20 protein-coding genes are annotated in these 19,884 nt (G+C 56.6%); 1 reads left to right on the forward strand and 19 read right to left on the reverse strand.

Translation table 11 applies throughout. From position 1 onward, the window contains the following. Positions 1–4: 4 nt before the first annotated feature. The 11 genes from nadD to xseB form a co-directional block, all read right to left on the reverse strand. Positions 5–649, reverse strand: a complete 645-nt coding sequence (gene nadD, locus JMJ95_RS04495; RefSeq protein WP_290683070.1) for a nicotinate-nucleotide adenylyltransferase — start codon at positions 647–649, stop codon at positions 5–7. A gap of 18 nt (positions 650–667) precedes the next feature. After that, positions 668–2,011: a GTPase ObgE gene (gene obgE, locus JMJ95_RS04500; protein ID WP_290683072.1), complete on the reverse strand. Its 1,344-nt coding sequence runs from the start codon at positions 2,009–2,011 to the stop codon at positions 668–670. A 168-nt stretch (positions 2,012–2,179) separates the two neighbouring features. Continuing rightward, entirely contained in the window at positions 2,180–2,467 is a 288-nt protein-coding gene (rpmA, locus tag JMJ95_RS04505) for a 50S ribosomal protein L27 (RefSeq protein WP_290683074.1), read from the reverse strand. Further along, positions 2,451–2,792, reverse strand: a complete 342-nt coding sequence (locus tag JMJ95_RS04510; protein ID WP_290683076.1) for a ribosomal-processing cysteine protease Prp — start codon at positions 2,790–2,792, stop codon at positions 2,451–2,453. The genes rpmA and JMJ95_RS04510 overlap by 17 nt, the downstream gene beginning before the upstream one ends. Positions 2,793–2,794: 2 nt before the next feature. After that, complete coding sequence (gene rplU, locus JMJ95_RS04515) at positions 2,795–3,112, reverse strand: 50S ribosomal protein L21 (protein WP_290683078.1); 318 nt, start codon at positions 3,110–3,112, stop codon at positions 2,795–2,797. Positions 3,113–3,417: 305 nt separating this feature from the next. Further along, a complete protein-coding gene (locus tag JMJ95_RS04520; RefSeq protein WP_290683080.1) occupies positions 3,418–5,079 on the reverse strand; it encodes an AAA family ATPase in 1,662 nt (553 codons plus the stop codon). Between the two features lie 9 nt (positions 5,080–5,088). Then, positions 5,089–5,970 carry an NAD(+)/NADH kinase gene (locus tag JMJ95_RS04525; protein ID WP_290683082.1) on the reverse strand — a complete coding sequence of 294 codons (882 nt, stop codon included), beginning with the start codon at positions 5,968–5,970 and terminating at the stop codon, positions 5,089–5,091. A gap of 3 nt (positions 5,971–5,973) precedes the next feature. Further along, complete coding sequence (locus JMJ95_RS04530; protein ID WP_290683084.1) at positions 5,974–6,792, reverse strand: TlyA family RNA methyltransferase; 819 nt, start codon at positions 6,790–6,792, stop codon at positions 5,974–5,976. Then, positions 6,746–8,659 carry a 1-deoxy-D-xylulose-5-phosphate synthase gene (dxs, locus tag JMJ95_RS04535; RefSeq protein ID WP_290683086.1) on the reverse strand — a complete coding sequence of 638 codons (1,914 nt, stop codon included), beginning with the start codon at positions 8,657–8,659 and terminating at the stop codon, positions 6,746–6,748. The genes JMJ95_RS04530 and dxs overlap by 47 nt, the downstream gene beginning before the upstream one ends. A gap of 1 nt (position 8,660) precedes the next feature. Then, entirely contained in the window at positions 8,661–9,563 is a 903-nt protein-coding gene (locus JMJ95_RS04540; RefSeq protein WP_290683088.1) for a polyprenyl synthetase family protein, read from the reverse strand. Then, positions 9,560–9,787, reverse strand: a complete 228-nt coding sequence (gene xseB / locus JMJ95_RS04545) for an exodeoxyribonuclease VII small subunit (RefSeq protein WP_290683090.1) — start codon at positions 9,785–9,787, stop codon at positions 9,560–9,562. The genes JMJ95_RS04540 and xseB overlap by 4 nt, the downstream gene beginning before the upstream one ends. Positions 9,788–10,385: 598 nt before the next feature. Here xseB and rpmB point away from each other — a divergent pair. After that, positions 10,386–10,580 (forward strand): 50S ribosomal protein L28, encoded by a 195-nt coding sequence (rpmB, locus tag JMJ95_RS04550; RefSeq protein WP_290683092.1) that lies wholly within the window; start codon positions 10,386–10,388, stop codon positions 10,578–10,580. Here the strand turns inward: rpmB and JMJ95_RS04555 are convergent, their stop codons facing one another. Genes JMJ95_RS04555 through queA form a run of 8 tightly spaced genes read right to left on the reverse strand, consistent with a single transcriptional unit; the run spans position 10,581 to position 19,879 of the window. Continuing rightward, positions 10,581–11,312, reverse strand: coding sequence for a thiamine diphosphokinase (locus JMJ95_RS04555; RefSeq protein ID WP_290683094.1), 732 nt, complete (start codon positions 11,310–11,312; stop codon positions 10,581–10,583). Then, positions 11,305–13,752, reverse strand: a complete 2,448-nt coding sequence (locus JMJ95_RS04560; protein ID WP_290683096.1) for a DNA translocase FtsK — start codon at positions 13,750–13,752, stop codon at positions 11,305–11,307. The genes JMJ95_RS04555 and JMJ95_RS04560 overlap by 8 nt, the downstream gene beginning before the upstream one ends. Position 13,753: 1 nt before the next feature. Then, positions 13,754–15,115: a TldD/PmbA family protein gene (locus JMJ95_RS04565; RefSeq protein WP_290683098.1), complete on the reverse strand. Its 1,362-nt coding sequence runs from the start codon at positions 15,113–15,115 to the stop codon at positions 13,754–13,756. Beyond that, a complete protein-coding gene (locus JMJ95_RS04570) occupies positions 15,112–15,477 on the reverse strand; it encodes a hypothetical protein (RefSeq protein ID WP_290683100.1) in 366 nt (121 codons plus the stop codon). The genes JMJ95_RS04565 and JMJ95_RS04570 overlap by 4 nt, the downstream gene beginning before the upstream one ends. Continuing rightward, positions 15,474–16,499 carry an endolytic transglycosylase MltG gene (mltG, locus tag JMJ95_RS04575; protein ID WP_290683102.1) on the reverse strand — a complete coding sequence of 342 codons (1,026 nt, stop codon included), beginning with the start codon at positions 16,497–16,499 and terminating at the stop codon, positions 15,474–15,476. The genes JMJ95_RS04570 and mltG overlap by 4 nt, the downstream gene beginning before the upstream one ends. A gap of 15 nt (positions 16,500–16,514) precedes the next feature. After that, positions 16,515–17,519 carry an AmmeMemoRadiSam system radical SAM enzyme gene (amrS, locus tag JMJ95_RS04580; RefSeq protein ID WP_290683104.1) on the reverse strand — a complete coding sequence of 335 codons (1,005 nt, stop codon included), beginning with the start codon at positions 17,517–17,519 and terminating at the stop codon, positions 16,515–16,517. Next, positions 17,516–18,823 (reverse strand): AmmeMemoRadiSam system protein A, encoded by a 1,308-nt coding sequence (amrA, locus tag JMJ95_RS04585; protein ID WP_290683106.1) that lies wholly within the window; start codon positions 18,821–18,823, stop codon positions 17,516–17,518. Before amrA ends, amrS begins: the two co-directional genes overlap by 4 nt. A 15-nt stretch (positions 18,824–18,838) precedes the next feature. Continuing rightward, positions 18,839–19,879, reverse strand: coding sequence for a tRNA preQ1(34) S-adenosylmethionine ribosyltransferase-isomerase QueA (queA, locus tag JMJ95_RS04590; RefSeq protein ID WP_367153752.1), 1,041 nt, complete (start codon positions 19,877–19,879; stop codon positions 18,839–18,841). Positions 19,880–19,884: the final 5 nt, after the last annotated feature.

Here is a 19,884-nt window from a genome sequence, read left to right on the forward strand (position 1 = left end):
TGAGTCAAACCTCCAACTTTCTCCTGTAGAGCCCCTTTTTGTAGATGTACTGTTCCACCGCCTCGGGAAGAAGATACTTTATACTTCTCCCCTGCTCTATCCTCTGGCGGATTTCCGTGCTGGAGATGGAAAGAAGAGGTATCTCCAGGGGGATAATGGCACTCCGCATTTCCATCGGCAGCGCTTCTAGCTTCTGGGGAACATATCCCGGCCTGTTGACTGCCACAATTCTGCAAAGGCCGGGAAGGGCCTCATGCTCTTTCCACGTGGTGATTCCAAGCACCGCATCCAGCCCCGTTATAAAGTAGAACTCAACCTTCTCAGGGGCGTACCAGTGCCTCATTTCCCTCAGGGTGTCCACCGTATGGCTCGGTTCCTTGCGGTCGATCTCGATTCTCGAAGGGGTAAACTTCGGATTTCCCAGTGTTGTGAGGAGGGTCATCACGTACCTGTCCTCCGGCGAGGCCGTCTTCCGTACCCTTTTATGGGCGGGATCTCCTGCGGGTATAAATATGACTTCGTCCAGGTCCAGGGCTGTTCTGCTTTCCTCGGCAGCGAGAAGATGCCCGAAATGGATCGGGTCGAAGGTTCCGCCCATGATCCCAATTTTTCTCTGTGATTTTCGGGCTCTTTCGTGCAAGGCCGTCATTCCTTCCGTGGTCAGCCGTTACTCCATGACCCTGTCAGGTTCAAAATCGAATTCAAGGTCTCCTATATACACTTTATCACCTTTTTGGGCGCCGTTTTCTTCCAAGAGTTCCTCAATCCTGAATCTCCGGACAAGCCGGGCAAATTTGAGGATGGCGTCCTCATGCTCAAAGTCATATCGCAGCAATATTTTCTCGAGCCCTTCGTGGACCACCCTGAAGCCTGCTCCGTCCTGAAGCCTGATGACGGAAGCCGGTTCCTTTTTCCTTCTCTGCCGCAGCGGTACCGGCGTTTCGGCGACAACCAGCCTGGTTGTTCCCGCAGGACGTGCATTTTCCCGCGCAAGCGAAACGATGGCGGGGATGATTTTGTCGATGCCTTCTCCTGTCATGGCACTGACTGTAAAGTATGGAATGCCTCGCTGTTTCATGAAGTTCCGGACTTCACGGTCCGCATCTCCGGCCTCAGGCAGATCTATCTTGTTTCCCACCACAATGTATGGGCGGGAGAGAAGATCTTCCCTTTTTTCCCCGGGAAGGCGATCACCGGCCATGGCATTATAGGCACGAAACTCTTCCCTGACCACTCTCCACTGCTCAAGAACTTCCCCGGGAGATCCGGAAGCGAGATCAAGGACGTGAACGAGAAACCGGGTTCTTTCGATATGCCGGAGAAAATACACTCCGAGACCCTTGTTCTCGTGGGCTCCCTCGATGAGACCGGGAACGTCGGCAATCACTATTTTCTGGTCGTCCACGGACAGCACGCCGAGGTTCGGTGAAAGAGTTGTGAAGGGATAGCCCGCAATTTTGGGTTTTGCCGTGGATATAGCGGCCAGAAGGCTCGATTTTCCCGCATTTGGAAAACCTACAAGTCCCACGTCAGCAATAAGCTTCAATTCAAGGAGAAGCCGCTTCTCTTCTCCTTCGTCTCCCTTTTCAGCGAAACGGGGGGTTTTTCTCACCGAGTTGGCAAAATGGGCGTTCCCTCTCCCCGGCCTCCCACCTCGTGCTATTATGACTCTCTCTCCGGGGTCAACCAGGTCGGCAATAATTTCTCCGGTATCGTCGTCATAGACAATGGTCCCGCAGGGAACGGAAATGATCCGGTCTTCTCCTGCAGCCCCGGATTTCAACCCTCCCCTGCCAGGCCGGCCGTGACCCGCCTTGAATTTTTTCTCATATTCGAAGTCGGCCAGAGTCAGCGTCCCCGGGGCAGCTTCCAGAATGACGTCTCCGCCTTTCCCTCCGTCTGCACCGTCAGGTCCGCCTTTCGGTATGAATTTTTCTCTTCGGAAACTCAGGCAGCCGTTTCCTCCCCGTCCTCCGGACACCTCTATTTTAACGAAATCAACAAATTTCATATCATCACCGGGTGAACCCCACTATTCCCTTCTGTTTTCCCAAATTGAAAAAAGGGCCCGGTCGACCTTTCCGCATTGCCGGGAAACAGATGACGTTTCCCGGCAATGCGGAAAGAAGCAAAGGCCCTCTGATGCTGTTCTTTTTTTTTCGGTATTCAAAAGACGGGCCTATTCGGCCAAGTCAAGCACTACTGAAACGAACTTCCGGCTTCCCTTCGTCTCGAAGTTGACGACACCCGCGCTCGTAGCGAAAATGGTGTCATCTTTGCCGATTCCGACATTTTTGCCGGGGTGAATCTTCGTTCCCCTCTGCCGGACGATAATGTTTCCCGCCTTTACAAGCTGTCCTGCATATTTCTTGATGCCAAGGCGCTTGCCTTCGCTGTCTCTTCCGTTTGTACTGCTTCCCTGGCCCTTTTTGTGGGCAAAGAACTGCAGGTCAAAAACCCAATTCATTTACGTGCACCTCCAGAATTCGGACATGATCGGGATATACCCGGGCAATTTCTTTCAGCGAGCCTATTACGGTCTCCGCAATGACGTTTCCGGCCGGAGAAAGGCAGGCGCTCCAGTCAAGGGACATTGTTGCCTTTTTCGCATCAATGGCGGACCGCAGGTTTTTTTCCTTCAATACTTCATGAAACCCGTAAAACAAAGCCTGAACAAGGGCTGATACTCCTGCACAGACAACATCGGAACCTCTTTCGGAAAACCCCGTATGCCCTGTCGCCACCAGGGCGACTTTTTTCCCATCCTTAAGGCCGACGGAGATTTCCGTCATACTCAGGCTCCCGGATTGATGGAATCGATTCGAATCTCCGTAAAATGCTGCCTGTGACCTCTCATGCGGCGGTAATTCTTTTTGCTCTTGAACTTGAAGACGAGTATCTTACGGTCTTTCCCGTTGGTAACCACCGAAGCCTTGACGGATGCTCCCGGGACATAAGGAGTACCTACGGAAATTCCATCGTCCCTGCCCACGAAGAGGACTTTGTCAAGTACCAGGGATTCACCCTCTGCAATCCCCAGAGATTCAACCTTCAGCAGGTCGCCCTCCTGGATCCGATACTGTTTGCCGCCTGTTTCAACTATAGCGTACATTCTTTTCCTCCTCTCGCCGGGATTCAGGCACCTGCGAAGGTTTACAGCCTGTCCCGTGCGATATATACACCGAACCGTAGCATTATACGAAGTTCTTCAGTGAATGTCAATTTTCGTTTCCACCCCTAAATCCGCACCTCAGCGGGGAGTGTCACCAGTGCTCGCTTGGGCGGGGGGTGCAGATTGTCGTCCTTGACAACTGCACCTGAAACCGACATCCGTGTCGGTTTCTCTCCCCCGGGCGCTGTGCCCGGCGACACTCCCTCTGCCTGGGAAACTTGCGGATTGAGGCCAAGGGGGATACATCACGACTCAAGCCTTCCGGAAAGCAGTTTTTTCGCGTGTTCGATCGCTTCGGGAAGCCTGGAATCACCGGAGAGCATCCTGGCGATTTCCGCGGCACGTTCCTCATCTCCAAGCCTGACAGCCTCCACCGACTCTCCGTTTTTCCTCACCACGTAATGATGTTCGGCCAGTGCCGCAATCGTCGCCTCGTGGGTCACAAGGATGACCTGGCATCTTCGGGAGAGATCCTGCAACTTGTAGCCGGCGAGTACAGCCGCCCTGCCCCCGAGTCCCGCCTCGACTTCGTCAAAGACCAGGGTTGGAGGAAGGGAGGTCGCGGGAAGAGAAAGCTGGAGGGCCAGAAGAATCCGGCTCAATTCTCCTCCTGATGCAGTTTTGTTCACCGGGATTTCACCTCTCCCCCCTGCTGAAAGGGTGAAGGAAACATCGTCAGCTCCCGTGCTCCTGATTTTTTCCAGCTCTGAAAGGCGAACCGAGAACCGGCAATCCTCCATGGCAAGACCGGAGAGATGCCGGTTGACCTCCGTTTCCAGTTTTGAGGCTGCTTCAGCACGGAGGGCCCGCAATTCGGCGGCAAGACGGACCGCCTCCTTCCGCAGCGCCCTGCCCTTTTCGGTGAGCTCCGAAGAGAGTCGTTCCTGCTCCCTCATCCACTCCGATGCGGTTTTCGCCTCTTCGCACCAAAACAGGAAATCTTCTACTGATGCCGTTCCCGTGGCTCGTTTCAGCTTTCTCAGGATTCCTGTTTTTTTCTCGAGGAGATCCCTTTCTTTCTCCATTTCTTCGATAGACTGTCCCGCAGTCATCCTCGCCGCTTCCCTGGCAAAAACCTGGAGCCGCTCCAGGCCTTCGTTGAACAGCTTTCCGAGCCTGCCTTCATCGTCCTCGATGGTACGGAGCAAATCGAGGCCGCTTGACTCCAGCAGATCGAGCAGACCTTGCCCTGCCGCTCCTCCCGTTATCTTCAGAACGTTTTCCCTTGATTTCTTGAGGGTATCGAGCCGGAGAGAAAGATTTTGAATCTGCGATTCCCATGCCCCCTCGCACCCCGGAGAAAGTTTCAGTCCCTTTGCCGCCGAGAGGATAGCCTCGCCGTCCCGGAAGCGGGTCTTCAGGTCCAGTTCCCGGGACTTTGCAGCCCGCAGAGAGCGATCACATTCCACCGCACCGGTAAATGTTCGGGACAAGGCTTCTTTGAGAGCCGAAATTTCGTCGCCTCCGCAGAAATCGAGTATTTCCATCTGCCGTTTCGGATCGAGCAGCTCGATCTGGGCAAACTGGCTCTGGATACGCATCTCTTCGTTCATCACAGCGGAAAAGGTGGAAAGGGGGACAGCCCTGCCCTGGAAGAACGTCCGATTTTTACCGCTTCTGGAAAAGGTTCTCCTGGCGAAAAGAACGGAACCGTCTCCCTCTTCCATGTAGGCGCCGCCGGCCCTTTCGGCGGAAATCCCTGCAAGCACCGCTTCGACGGACCCTTCTTCCTCGCCGGAACGGAGGAATGCCGACTGGCTCCTTTTGCCTCCGAGAAGCTCCAGGGAACGGACAAGGCTGCTCTTCCCCGCCCCGCTTTCTCCGGTGATCACCGTCAGTCCCCGGTCAAACCTGAGGGTTGCCGAAGCCACTCCGCCGACGTTACGTATGGTGACTTCCTCGATCATCTGTGGGGGTCACTCCTTTTCGTAAGTGACGATACCCCTTCCCCACTGGAGTTTCTCCTGGAGAAGATCGAAGTAGTTCCTCGTGGGCAGGGTGATCACACTGACGGCCTTATCGCCGTTCAGGGAGATGAGTATGCTGTCTCCGGGGAGGATTTCGTAGCCAAGCTGCCCGTCCTGGGTGAGAAGGAGGTCTCTGTGGTTTCCTTTCGGAGTGATGGTAATGACGTCGTTCTCACCGGCGAGCACCGGCCGGGTATAGAGAGTATGGGCGCATATGGGAACGATGATCATGCAGGGAATATGGGGAGGGACGATGGGCCCTCCCGCTGAAAGGGCGTAGGCGGTGGACCCAGTGGGAGTGGAGACGATGATTCCGTCGGCCGGAAGGGTGTTGAGCACCTTGTCGCCGAGACTCACCTCGATATGCATCACCCTGGCCATGGCTCCCTTGGCCAGGACAAGGTCGTTCAGGGCGAAAAGACTGTGGATGTTTTTCCCGTCCCTGCGGATTTTCCCCTCGAGAACGCTGTGGGAGGAAAGGGAATACTCCCCCCGCAAGATAGCCTCAAGGTCCTTTTCAGCTTCCTCGGCCTTGCCTGACGCAAGAAAGCCGAGATGGCCCAGATTGATGCCGTAGAGGGAGATGGAGGCACCTAGAACATATCTCGCCGCCCTGAGAAAGGTTCCATCACCCCCGATAACGACAGCTATGGAAACGGCCCTTCTCCACTCATCGTCATCAACCCCCTGTATCCCCAGGACAGAAGCCTCGTGGGGGGGGAACAGAAAGGAAACTCCCGATGCCTTCCCCCATTCGATGAGGGACCTGGCCATTGCGAGCGCTCCTGGTTTTCGCGTATTGACGAGCATTCCGATGCGGGGATCCGCCATTGCCTATCCTTCCTTCCGGAAAAAATGATGGGCTTCTTCCACTGTTTCCTCCGGCGACGGCGTCCTGCCGGATCCTTTGGTCCTGACCAGGTGGAGAAGATACTCGATATTTCCCATGGGACCGGTAATGGGAGAAAATGTCAGCCCCGCAGGGTGAAAATCGCCGTTCTCCTCGCAGAAGGAGAGAATATCTTTCAGAACTGCTATGTGGTCGTCCTTCGCTCTGACCACTCCCCCTTTTCCGACCCGGCCTTTCCCGACCTCGAACTGGGGTTTCACCAGCAGGATGGCCTGCCCCTCGGAAGCGAGTACCAGCCGGATCGGGGGGATCAGGAGCTTCAGGGAAATAAAGGACGCGTCCGCCACAGCGAGGTCCGGGAGCTCCCGGAAATTTTCCGGGGTGAGCGACCGGGCATTGGTCCTTTCCATGACCACGACTCTTTCGTCATTCCGCAGAGACCATGCAAGCTGACCGTAACCCACGTCCACCGCATACACCTTCCGGGCCCCTCTTTCGAGAAGCACCTGGGTAAACCCTCCGGTGGAGGCCCCGATATCCACGCAGACCAAATCAACAGGAGAAACGGAAAAGGAATCCAGCCCCCGGAGAAGTTTGTGAGCTCCCCTGCTGACCCATTTTTCCCCGTCGTCCCGTACTTCAATCCGGGCATCCGCCGGAACCTGGGTGCCTGTCTTGTCCACCCGGGAACCGCCCACGAAGACCTTCCCCGCCAAAAGGAGAGCCTGGGCTTTCGATCTCGTCTCAACGAGCCCCCTAGATACGAGCAGCCTGTCGATGCGCTCTTTTTTGGAACTCGACAAAACGATTCACCACTTTCCCCGGAGTGAGGCCGCAATATTCCTCCTGCTCCAGGATTGTTCCTTGGGGAACAAAGATATCAGGTACCCCCATCACGGAAACCGCAGCGGCGTTCTCCTCCCATGTGCCCCCGGCCAAAGCCGCTATGGCTTCTCCGGCGCCGCCCGTGGTGTATCCGTCCTCGGCCACGACGGCAAAAGAGTGGGAAGCCAGGAGTTCCCGCAGCTCTTTTTCGGGCAGGGGTTTAAGGCATCTCAGATCCACTACCGTTGGAAGGGGGGAAATCCCCGCGGACCGTGCCGTTTCTCTCGCCCTGAGCATGAGCTCCACTGTCTTTCCGTAACCTATGAGGGCCCACTCGCTTCCCGTCTCGAGTATTTCAGGCTTCAGCATGTCCGTATCGGGAGACGTTATCATGGAGTATATGGAGTATTGTTTTTTCAGGCAGGGAACGGCAGCCCCCCTGGGAAAGCGGATAATCACAGGCCCCTTCTGTTTTCCAGAGAAAAGGAAGAGATTCCGGAGGGATTCCTCGTCTCGAGGAGCAGTCATGACAAGGTTGGGGACAGGCCTGGACCAGGGTATGTCCAAAAGCCCCTGGTGGGTCTCGCCGTCCTCGCCGACCAGACCTGCCCTGTCCACGGCGAAGATGACTGGAAGATTCTGCATGCAGACGTCATGCACCACCTGGTCCATGGCCCGCTGCAGGAAGGTTGAATAGACGAAAACCACAGGCCTCAGTCCTCCCGCAGCCAATCCCGCCGCCATGGTCACCATGTGTCCTTCGGCGATTCCCACATCGAAAAACCTGTCAGGAAACCGGGATGCGAACTCGTCGAGCCGGCTCCCGCATTTCATGGCCGCCGTGAGGCAGACGATCCGGCTGTCCTTTTCCGCCATACCGAGGACGATGTCGGCGGCAGCTTCGCTCCAGGATTTCCCCCCATTTTCGCCCGGTTCTTTCGGACGAGCGGGAGAAACTCCGTGGAAAGCGGTGGGATTCCTCTCTGCCTGTACAAATCCCTTTCCTTTGACAGTCACGACGTGCAGAAGCACCGGCCGATCGTATTTTTTCGCCAGCTCGAAGGCGTTTTCCAGTTCTTCCGTATTGTGTCCGTCGAAGGGACCCCAGTAGTTTATGTCCATCTCGTCAAAAATATTGACGGGCTTGACGATGGTCTTGATATGGTCCTTCATCTTACCCAGGACATTCTCGAGAGCCTGCCCCCGGGGAAGGGTTGCGCAGGAATCCTTTATGGCCTTCTTGAGCCAGTTGTAGGCCGAACTGGAGCTCAGGCGGGCCAGATGGGTGGCCATGCCTCCCACCCTGGGGCTGATGGACATGGTGTTGTCGTTGAGAACATAAATCACTTTCGTCCCGGATTCCTTGGTATAATTCAGCGCTTCGAAGGCGAGTCCATTGAGCAGGGAGGCATCGCCGATGACGGCCACCACGTGGTGCTTCCGCCCCAGGACATCCCTCGCCTTGGCGTATCCCAGGGCAGCCGAGAGAGAGGTGCTGCTGTGGCCGGCGTCAAAATGGTCGAAAGGGCTTTCTCTCCTCCTCGGGAAACCGCTTATCCCTCCCCACTGCCTGAGGGTATGAAACCGATCAAGTCTGCCGGTGAGAAGCTTGTAAGCATAGGCCTGGTGACCCACGTCGAAGAGGATGCGGTCTTCCGCAGGGTCAAAGGAACGCAGAAGAGAGAGAACGATTTCAACCGCACCAAGAGAAGATGCAAGGTGCCCCCCGTTTTTCATCACGACAGACGTGATCAGCCCCCGCAGTTCGCCGGCAAGAGCACTTATCTCCTCCCTCGAAAACCCTTTGAGGTCCCTATAGTCTTTCACCGTTTCCAGAATCGCCATGTCACTTCGTCCGTTCACAAAGATAATCCGAAAGATCGGAGAAAAATGCCGTCTCGCCCCGAACGCCTTCGAGGGCCGCTGAAGCGAGCCTGCTTTCGCCGGCCGCAAGCTCCCGGGCTTTCTGTAGACCGTATACGGCGACAAACGTTTTCTTGTTCTGCGACTCGTCCTTTCCGGGGGTTTTCCCCAGCTCTTCCGCCGTGGACGTAACGTCGAGGATGTCATCCACAATCTGGAAGGCGAAGCCGAGATGGTCTCCGAAGGTTCCCAGAGCCGCCAGGGATTCCTCGTCGCCTCCCGCAAGGATCGCGCCTGAAAGGATCGACGCCCGAAGAAGGGCCGCTGTCTTTTGCCGGGTAACCTTCCAGGGAAAATCCGGGGAATCATCCATGCTCTGCCGGTCAATATCGAGAACCTGCCCTCCGCATATTCCCGCCGGACCGAGGGCATTCGCCAGAACGTGCATGGCCCCGCAGATCCGGTCATAGGGCAGTCCCAGGCCGGGGAGAGCGGCAAGAGGATACTCGAAAGCCCAGGCCAGAAGGGCATCCCCAGCGAGAATCGCGAGAGCGTCGCCGAAAAGGACGTGATTGGTTGGTTTTCCCCTTCTTAGGGTGTCGTTGTCCATGGCCGGGAGGTCGTCGTGAATAAGCGACGCGGTATGGATCATTTCGAGAGCGAGAGCGAGGGGAATCGTTTTTTCCCTTTCGAGCCCGAAAATCTCTCCGGCCTTTATGCAGAGCACGGGCCTCAGTCGCTTCCCTCCCGCCCTGAGAGAATAAGCCATGGATTCCATAAGCCTCGGGGGAACAAGGGAGATCGGACGGGAGCAAAGATCTTCCAGGCTTGTTTCAACAAAATCCCTGGCGAGTTCAAACTGAAGATTGAAACTACATCCGTTCATTCCCCGTCCTCCTCGTTCGCCGCACCCCCGGAAAAAGGGACTTCCTTTCCGTCGGAGGAAAGAAGGGTGACTCTCTGCCTTGCCTCCCTGAGATAGGCCTGGCACTCCCTGATCCGAGCCACTCCCTTTTCGAAAAGCGCCAGAGCTTCTTCAAGGGGAAGGGCTTCCTTTTCAAGCCGTCCGACGATAGTCTCGATCTCGGCCATTTTTTCGCTGAATTTCATATGCTCGCTCCTCCCTGAAGGATAACCAAAAACGGGCTGAAATACCGGTTGAGAATGCACACCAGCATATAACCGCAAAAGGAACGGGTGCCTTTTTATTCCGTCTTTTGCGGAACCTGTCGTATGACTGTTTACAGTATATCGTTCATTGGAGAAAAGAAAAAGGCACCTTCCTAAATCAGCAAATTTTTAAGGCAGAGGGAGTGTCGCCGGGCATAAGGTGAAGGCGCCCTCCCCAGGGGCGAAGAGATCCCACTCGGCGTTTTTTGCGGATGAATCCCCTGGGGGAGGTGAGGGGAGAGACTCCGGCACGGATGTCCGTTTCACAGGCAGGCAACAGGCGAACGCAGGAAGCCGCGGGGACTCGCATGGGCAGTTGTCACGGACGACAATCTGCACCTGAAACCGACATCCGTGTCGGTTTCTCGGCCCGGGCGCTGTGCCCGGCGACATTCCCTCTGCCTGAAAATCCTGCGGATTGAGGTTTGATTTCTTTTTTTCCTGCTGAAAAGTATTTGCTCCCTGCTCCCCTCTGTGCTAGAATTCTTCCGTTTGGTCGAATCCTAATCGAAATATATCGCAACAAGGGGGCGAAATCATGGCCAGAGTATGTGAATGCTGCGGAAGAGGCCCTGTAACCGGGAACGCCGTAAGCCATTCTAACCGCCACACCCGCAGACGGTGGCTCGTCAATCTCCGGAGTGTGAAAGCCGATGTCGGCGGCGGCGAGTCTCTCAGGATGAGGATCTGCACACGATGCCTCAAAGCCGGAAGAGTGAAGCGGGCTGTCTGATCAGCCCGCTTTTTCTCCTGAACCGAGGTAAACGCCCAGAATCCCTTTTCTGACGGAGATTCCGGGCTTTTCTTTTTCCACCAGCCTGTTGCTGACGGCGAAAGGCTGCCACGGAACAAGTTCGGCGTCGTCCAAGGTCCATTTCGTTCCTTCAAGAAACACACCCCCGCATTCCCCTCCAAGAGGCAGAAGAGAAAGGACGGAGTATCTCTCGTCCGTGACGTCCAATTGCCATTTTTCCCCGCCGTGAACCAGAAAGAGAACCTCCAGGTGATCGGCAAAAGCAAGAACCCTGACTCTCCTCTCAGCCGCCCAGAGAGCGGAATGGACTGCTGACCAGAGGTGATCGAATCTTCCCCCCCAGCACCCGGAAACAATGACAGTCCGCTGCCCTTCTCCGGCAGCCCGGAAGAAGGCGAGCTGGAGATCCGTGAAATCCTTGTCGGCGGGAAAAGACTCGACTACTGTTGTGCCTGCCGAGGCGACCTGCTCCCAGAGGTCCGGCGGGGTGCTGTCACCGTCCCCGAGAAGCCTCGAAGGGGTGAACCCTGCCTTCATGCAGGGAACGAGTCCCGAATCGGCGCACCAGACCTCTTTTCCCGGAAGGAACTCCCTGAGCCACTGCGGAGAAGGTTCTCTCCCGCCGGCGACTATGACCAGGGGCTCACGGGAAACATCGGCGCTGACGGCCGCCCTGACTCCTGGAAGGACGATCTCCCCCACGTCAGTCACCCTGCCCGGAGGCGGACCGGAGCATTTCCCTGGCCCGCTCGTCGTCCACCATGATTTCTCTCGGCTTTGACCCTTCCGGTGGCCCCACTATTCCTATCTGCTCCATGGTGTCGATCAGCCGTGCGGCCCGGGTGAACCCGACCCGCAGCTGGCGCTGCAGCCTGCTTGCCGAAGCTATGCCCGTGCCCAGAACGATGTCCACGGCCTCTTCAAGCAGAGGGTCGTCAGCGTATGAGGTGTCGCCTCCTGAAGGGGCATCCCCTCCCTGGTCTTCGATATCCACGTACTCGGGATCTCCGAAGACATTTCTGAGATAATTGATTATCTCAATGCTCTTCCCGTCATCGATAAATGGCGACTGTACCCTGAGAGGCCTCGGATATCTCGAACTGACAAACAGCATGTCTCCCTTCCCAAGGAGCCGTTCCGCACCGGAAATGTCGATGATTGTCCGGGAGTCAGTCTGGGACGGAAGGGTAAAGGCAACCCTCGCAGGAACGTTCGCCTTGATGAGTCCAGTGATGACGTTCACCGATGGACGCTGGGTGGCAAGGATAAGATGAATTCCAGTCGCCCTGGCCATCTGGGCAAGTCTGCAGATGTAATCCTCCACTTCCTTCTGGGCTGTGAACATGAGGTCAGCCAGTTCGTCCACCACGATCACTATGTACGGAAGCTGCGCTTTCGGCAGAACGCACTGGTTGTAGGACTTCAGGTTTCTTACCCTGGCGCGGGCAAAGATCTCGTACCGGTGCTCCATCTCCCGGACAGCCCAGGCAAGGGCCTGAACCGCCTTCTTAGGGGAGACCACCGGCTTGGCCAACACATGGGGAAGATTTTCGTACATGCTCATTTCCACTCTCTTCGGGTCGATCAGAATGAGCCGGAGTTCCTCCGGCGAGCGGTATGAACAGAGCCCGGTGATGCAGCTCGTCACGAAAACGCTCTTTCCGGACCCGGTCGTTCCGGCCACCAGGAGGTGGGGCAGATCCTCGAGACCCACCACGAGGGGCCGTGAATCAACCCTCACGCCCATGGGCAGAGGGAGGTCGTATTCGTTATCCTGGAATATCTTGGACTCCAGGATTGTGCGGATGGAAATTCCCCGTCTCTTCGGGTTGGGTATCTCCACTCCTACGTAGGGCTTGCCCGGGATCGGCGCTTCAATCCGCAGTGAGGGAACGGTCAGGGCAACCGCCAGATCGTTGCTCAGACTGGCCACCTTGCTGACTTTTATTCCGGGAGCGAGCTGCATCTGGAACTGGATGACCGTGGGGCCGATGACCACGTCGGCCATCTCGGCGCTCACGCCGAAATCGGCGAGGGTAGCGATGATGGAAGCCGCCTGTTCCCGTACCGTTTCATTGGACTCCTGGGAATCAAGAAGCTGCTTCGGCCCGAAAATATCCAGGGGAGGAGGGAAAGCGGCTCCCCGGACCTTTTTCTCTGTCCCTTCCAGTTCGTTGAACTCAATCTCCGGAAGGGCATGGGGATCCCTCTCATCTTCTCTTTCTTCCGTCTCTTCTTCATTATTGGACGGTCTTCCTTCCCCGCCGCCGAAAGCTACAGGCAACCTGTCGGCGGGAGGCTCGGATGAGGTTGTCTCCGTCTCCCTGCCGAGCTTCCGCAGAAAGAAATCGTCGTCGTCGCCGGCCAGGTCTTCAGTCCCATCCTGGGGCAAAGAAGCGGCTTCCCCTGTTCGTTCGGCACCGGGGGGAGGAATAATTCCGGACTCTTCCTGTTCGGCCGGAGAGGAGAAGGACCATGGCCGGGAGGTGCGGTTCCCTTCAGGATACGCTTCGGGAGCCATCTCCTGCTCAGCGGAAACGGGAGAGGGCCCCCGAACATCGTCTGCCGGGAAGGGCATGCGTTTCCACTTTTCACTCGAAATGGTCTTCACCAGCAGGGAAACCTTCCTTATTACCGCCGCGGGCTGGAAAAATCCGTAGAGGCTGGCCGAAAGAACCAAAAGTGCGGCGCCAAGAAGCAGGGTGCCAAGCGACCCGATGTTGCGGGTGAAAAAAATGGCAAGGCCGTCGCCCAAGTATCCCGGGGACAGGACGGCCACCCCCTGAAATACAGCTGCCATCCGGAACAGCCCAAAGAGGAGAGCCGAGCAGAAAAACAGGAGGACCGTTCCCAGGAACTGCCGGATAATACCCCCGGCCCCCGTCTTCAAAAGGTAGGAGACGCAGAGATATCCTCCGAAAAGAACGGGGATGATGACCGCTCCTCCCCAGTTTCTCAGCAGAGAAAACCTGATCTCTTCGCCCCAGGCTCCCGTCCGGAGAGAAAAAATGGATGCCAGCACGTAGAGGAGAAAAGCAAGAACGAGAAAAGCGAACACTTCGATCCAGAGGGAAAGGATGCTTCCACCGCTTCTGTTCCTTTTTCCCCTGGACGATCTACGGGCCGCATCTTTATTTCCGAAAAAAATCATATCAGGCTCCCGCGCCTCCTATCACCATGCTTTCGAGCAGCAGGGAAGGCTGGCCGTCGGTAACAGGAACGCTCTGTCCCGATTTTCCGCACATTCCCGGCAGAAAGTGGAGATCGTTTCCCACCGCCTCGATTTTGAAGAGAACATCGGGACCATTCCCCGTGAGGACGGCTCCGCGGACAGGATGGGCAATTCGCCCGTCCCTGACAAGATATCCCTCGGTGACATGAAAAACAAAATCGCCGGAGGTGGGATCCACTTCTCCTCCCCCCATCTTCCGCACGAAGAGCCCCTGTTTCATGCCCCTGAGCATCTCCTCCGGGGATGTCGCGCCGGGCTCGATGTAGGTGTTCGTCATACGGGGCTGGGGAATGGAACGGAAAGAGCTCCGTCTGCCGTTGCCCGTAAGGGGAAGACCGTCCTTCCGTGCTGAGGTCCTGTCGGTGAGGTAGCTTTTCAGCACCCCTTTTTCGATGAGTACGTTTCGGCGGCAGGGAGTTCCCTCGTCGTCGCAGGCACCGCTTCCCAGAAGCCCGGGAAGCGAACCGTCATCAACAAGAGTCACCAGGGGGCTCGCCGCTGCCTGGCCGATTTTGCCCCTGTAGACGGAAAAATCCTTCTGGACGATGTCCGCTTCGAGTCCATGACCGCAGGCTTCATGCACCATTGTCCCTCCAGCCTCGCCGGAGAGAAGGACAGGCATGGTTCCCGCGGGGCATTCCGGCGCGTCCAGCATGAGAAGCGCCCGTGCCAGCGCTTCTTCAGCGACTTTCAGGGGGGAAATTTTCCGGAAAAATTCAGGGCTGCCCAGTGAAAGGGCCTCTGATTCGTAGCCTGTCTGCAAAACGCCGCCCTTCTCCACCACCACTTCCACGCTGAAGAGAGTGTACAGCCTCCTGTCTCCAGCAAAGGTATCTTCGCTGTTGAAAACGGCGAAACTCTTGCAGGCTGTCTCAAGATGCATGGAAACCTGCTTCACCCACATGGAGCCCCTTCTGATCCTCTCGTCCACCTCCCTGAAGAAGGAAAAATCCGGCGGAGCGAGGGTTTCTGCCACCCCGATCACCCGGACATCGCTTCCTCCGCGGAAAGGAAGAAGAAGACCGCTGTTCGAAGCGGCCGTTTCAAGGCACGAAAAGGCTGTAACAGTGCCTACACCGGGCGCATGGACGTGGGAGGTAGATTCTCCCTTGACGATACGGGCGCCTGTTCCCTCCGAACTCGAGGAAGAAATCTCCTCGAAGGCTCCTTCCTCGTACACGAAGGAATGGGAAGAGGATGTTTCGAAATAAAGGTCCGCAAAATCCGCACCTTCTGCAAGAAGGGACTTCAAGGCTTTCCCCAGCCTGGCGTTGATACTCATATCGAATCGAATTCCTCCGGATAGTCTTCTTCTGTTTTTGCCCCATGGAATAAAGAGGGATCATCCTCCTGAAGAAGATTCAGGCTCATCCCTTCTGATTTCAGGGCATCGGTTAATTCTAACACGTCCTGCCGCTTCTCCGAAGGGAAGAAGAGGGAGACGACGCCCCATGCGCCGCTCCTTCCCCCATACTCCCCGCAGGATTCCATTTCCCCTACTCCCTCGCCGGTTTCCGTCGTAACGAACCCGAGGCCGTCGTATTCGGAAACGGTCCAGCTGAAAAGTACGATGGAATCCCTCGGAAGAGCGAGAAGCAGCCTTCCCATGTCGGGGGCGGTGTTCTTTTTCCAGGGGGCGGTCATTTGCTTCGCACCTTTCGTATGTTCTGCTGGTGACCGCTGAGGGTTTCGGAGAAGAGATGCCTTCCGTCCCGGCCGGCCACGTAATACAAATATTTTGTCTTTTCCGGACTGAGGGCGGCGAGCCATGACTTCTCCGATGGGATACAGATGGGTGCAGGCGGAAGCCCCGGAATTTTATAGGTGTTGTACGGGGAATCAATTTCCAGATCCTTGTAGAGGACCCGAGCCAGATTTTTCCCCTCTTTCTTCCATGCATACACCACAGTGGCATCGATCTGGAGCGGCATTTTCTTTTCTCTCCTGTTTTCAATAACTCCCGCGATGAGGGCTCTTTCCTCATCCCAAAAGGCTTCCCTCTCTACGAGGGAAGCAATGACCGCCATTTCCTTGAGGTATTCCGCCGTTCTCTTTTCTTCAGGTATCAGCGACCCGATTCTTTCCCACCAGAGTCGTGCCGCCGCGGACACAACCTCTTCCGCGCTGCTTTCCGCTGTGTGGAACGTTTCCGGCAGAAGGAAGGCTATCCGCTCCTCCTGGGAAGAGGGCAGCTGGGCGGCGATCTCCTTCGGGAACAGGTCGTTCCTGGTGAGGATTTTCTCCATGGTCTCCGGAGCGAGAGCAGGCGTGAAAATCCCGGGGAAGGAGAAAAAATCCATTCCCGGAACTATAGTGGCGGATGACACGGCGGGTTCCGCTTTTTCAAGCTGCCTGGCCACTTCCCAGGGAGAGCCCCTTCGTATGGAGTATGTTCCGGGCTTCAGCCGCCGGTCGATGGAAAACCGGGTCATCCATCTCGCCAGGTCGGAAGCTTTTCCTCCCTCCAGAACCCCGGCGGATTCAAACTCCTCGGCCGCCCTCCTGGCGTTCATGCCCTGCCGCACAAGGACGGGAACCGGTTCACCCTCACCGGAGGGCAGGTATTCGTGCCACCATTCAGCCGGGCAGTAGATTGCCCTGTAGGCAAATCCGAGGGCAGCAGCGGCTGCGAGAAGGAAGAACGCGAGGAAGAGTCGTTTTTTCATTCAAACAGCTCCAGATTATTCGGTTATAATGATCTGCGACCGGGTGCCGCACGCCTTGCATCTTCCCTGGGGATCAAGGTTGTTCGCAAGTATGGAATACTCTCTTCTTGCGAGAAGAAGCCCCCCGCAGGAAAGACATCTTGTTTCGCTTCGCTCTCCAGTATTGCCGGGATAGACCCAGGGAAGTCTCTTCCGGGCCAGGTCGCAGAACGCCCCCACCATCTCCTTCGACGGGGGCGGCGCTGTCCATTTCCTGGCGGGGAAGTACCGGGAGACATGAAGAACAGGCTGAGGATCAAGGGAAGCGAGCCAGTCGACCATGCGGCTGAAGGCATCTCTGTCGTCGTTTATGCCCGGCACCAGGAGGAAGGTGACCTCCACGTGAACGCCGCCGGCTATGAGGGTCCGGATCGTGTTTTTTACTGCCTCCAAGTTTCCTCCGAGAAAATGGTACGCCTCCGGAGTAAAGGCCTTCAGGTCTATGTTGGCTGCTGAAACAAACGGAAGCAGTCGTTCGAGAGGTTCCGGGAGGATCATCCCGTTGCTCACGAGCACCGTGGACACTCCCTCTTCCCGAAGAGCCCGGGAAGCATCGAGAAGAAATTCGAACCACACGAGGGGCTCGTTGTAAGTAAAGGCGACCGCCTTGCTTTCTGTCTTCGCCGCCGAGCGGACTACGTCCTCCGGGGCCATTGAGGCGAGCGAAAGAGAGGGATCCCATCCAGCGATACGCCAGTTCTGGCAGAACGGACAGTCCATGGAGCACCCCACCGTTCCCAGAGACAGGATGGACGTTCCGGGGTTCCAATGATAGAGGGGTTTCTTTTCAATCGGGTCCACCGCCGCAGAGGAAATTTTCCCGTAGTTCAGGGAAACGATGCCTTTCTCCTTCTCGTGTCTTCTGGCACGGCATTTTCCTGTTTCTCCAGGTGCGAGAAGACAGCAATGAGGACATAAAAGGCAGCGGATTCTCTCCTGTTCCCGTCTCCACAAGGGCGCCTCATGGGAACCGTTCGTCATGAACGATCCATCTCCCTGATCCTCCGGACGGTAAATTTCCTGACCGCAGCGGTACGCCAGTCGGCAATCCCCGCTTTTCGGGCAGCGATGGACAACTGGGCTTCCACTGTATCAACGCCTTCAAGGTCAGGAAGGAGCACGCCCCTGGCCCATCCCTTTTCCACGATCACGCCGTACTTTTTCGGGTCCAGGAGGGCGATGTCGGACACAGCCTCGGGGATGGAGAGTATGTCCACAGATATGGAGATATCTTCGAGCTCCCGTTGTTCAACGGGAGGGAACCTTGGGTCCTTGAAGGCGGCCGAGAGGGCATTCTCCGCAATCTCTTCGGCAAGGGCGGCTTTCGTTGGAAGGATTGTCCCGATGCAGCCCCTGAGGTTGCCTTTTTTCTTCAGGGAGACAAAGCAGCCTGCCTTTTCGGTCATCTCGGGCAGGTCGGAAAAGTCGTCTGCTTCTTCCCTCGCCCGTTCTTCCCCTTCGGCCAGGTAAGTTTCGATTACCTTTCTTGCCAGGTCAGGCGCAGCGTGGAGCGGGGCATAGGCCACTGCATATCCTACACCGAAAGGAGCCTCGTAGGAAAGAAAACGGACGCTCCTTTTTCGGGCGAGCCCCAAAAATACGAGGGATGAACGAAGGCCGCATTCGCCTGCCTCTTCAATCTCGCCGGCACTGAGGCGGAGAAGGATTGAAGGGTCATTGTTTCTGAGCGCTTCCACGACCCGGCTGTCGAATCGGGCCCCTGCCGGAGAAAAGCCCGCCGGAGCCTCCCTGGTCACTTTATGGGAAAGATCCCCGCTGGCCACGAGTCCCCATTGGTCGCTGTCAGCAAGGGAAGCGAGATACGTACCAAGTTCGAAGGCCACGGAAGGAGAGAGCCCTATGGGGTTCGCGAGGATGATCTCCGGTTGTCTGCCACCACCGGTTGAAAGGAAGTTCAGGGGAACGAGGGCTCCATGATCCAGAACCAGTTTCTTTTTCCTGGACACAACTACCGGGAACCTCGAGGATAGATCTTCGGCAAGGCGAAGACCCCTTTCCGAGGCTCCGGGAAAGGCAAACTGCGGTGTTGGAGCGCCGAACATGGAGAAATCCCCTCCGTAGCTTTCCGCCACCGAAAAGGTGATCCCTCCCGCAAAGGGGGCATGAGGCGAGAGAATCAGGAGCAGCGAAGGCATTTCTTCTCCCAGGATTCGGCCGAGTTTCTTCATGGCCCCGACGGATTGCCGTGCTTCCTCTTCCCTTCCCCTTCCCACCTGGGGCACGAGCACCGGCGGATGGGGAGTGAAGCATTCCCATAACCACATAGTGTTCACCTCTTTCTATCGAATGAACATGGCGTCTCCGAAGGAAAAAAAACGATACCTCCGGGAAATCGCCTCTCTGTAGGCCTTCATGGTAAATTCATATCCTGCGAATGCGGCGACCAGCATAAGGAGAGAACTTTTTGGAAGATGGAAGTTCGTAATCAGCCCATCGATAATTTTAAACCCGTATCCCGGATAAATAAACAGTCGGGTCATCCGCTCGCCCGACTCCAATGAACCGTCCTCACCGCCCAGAGATTCAAGGGTCCTTGCCACCGTGGTTCCGGCAGCGATCACTTTTCTCCCTCTCCGCTTCGTTTCAAGGATGAGTTCTCTGGTTTCTGCGGGAAGGAAGCAATATTCCTCGTGAATTTTGTGGTCCCTTATGTCCGCGCTTTTCACCGGGCGGAAGGTGCCGAGCCCCACATGAAGAGTGAGCCGGCCCAGGCGGACGCCTTTTTCCCGCTGGAGCTTCCCGAGCAGCCCGGTGGTGAAATGCAGGCTTGCCGTGGGGGCTGCCGCGGAACCGTCCTTTCGGGCGAAAACCGTCTGGTACGACGAACGGGGAACCGACGACGAGGTTATATAGGGGGGAAGAGGGGTCTCCCCGATTCGCTCCAGGAGGGGAAACACCGCCGTACCTTCCGGAAAGGCGACGCTTCGAACGCCCTCCTCACCCCGGGAACCGACAACAATCTCCGTTCCGTCGGCGAGGAAAATCTTCGTTCCCGGAGGATTTTTCCTTCCGGGCTTCACCAGGGCCTCCCACTCCAGAAAGTCGGTGTCCAGCGCCTTGAGAAGCAGTATTTCCACCTTCCCGCCGCCATTTTTTTTCGAGCCGAAAAGCCGTGCGGGAATCACCCTGGTATCATTCAGCACAAGGAGGTCGCCTTCATCCAAAAAGTCCCCCAAAGAGCCGAAGGTGCTGTGGAGAATTTCCTCCCTTTCTCTGAAAAGGACCATGAGACGAGAGGAGCCCCTCGGTTCGGCCGGATTCTGGGCGATAAGTTCTTCAGGCAGAAAATAATCGTAGGAAGCGAGGTCGAAAAGGTCCAAAGGGA

The organism is Aminivibrio sp. (assembly GCF_016756745.1).
Taxonomy (GTDB): Bacteria; Synergistota; Synergistia; order Synergistales; family Aminobacteriaceae; genus Aminivibrio.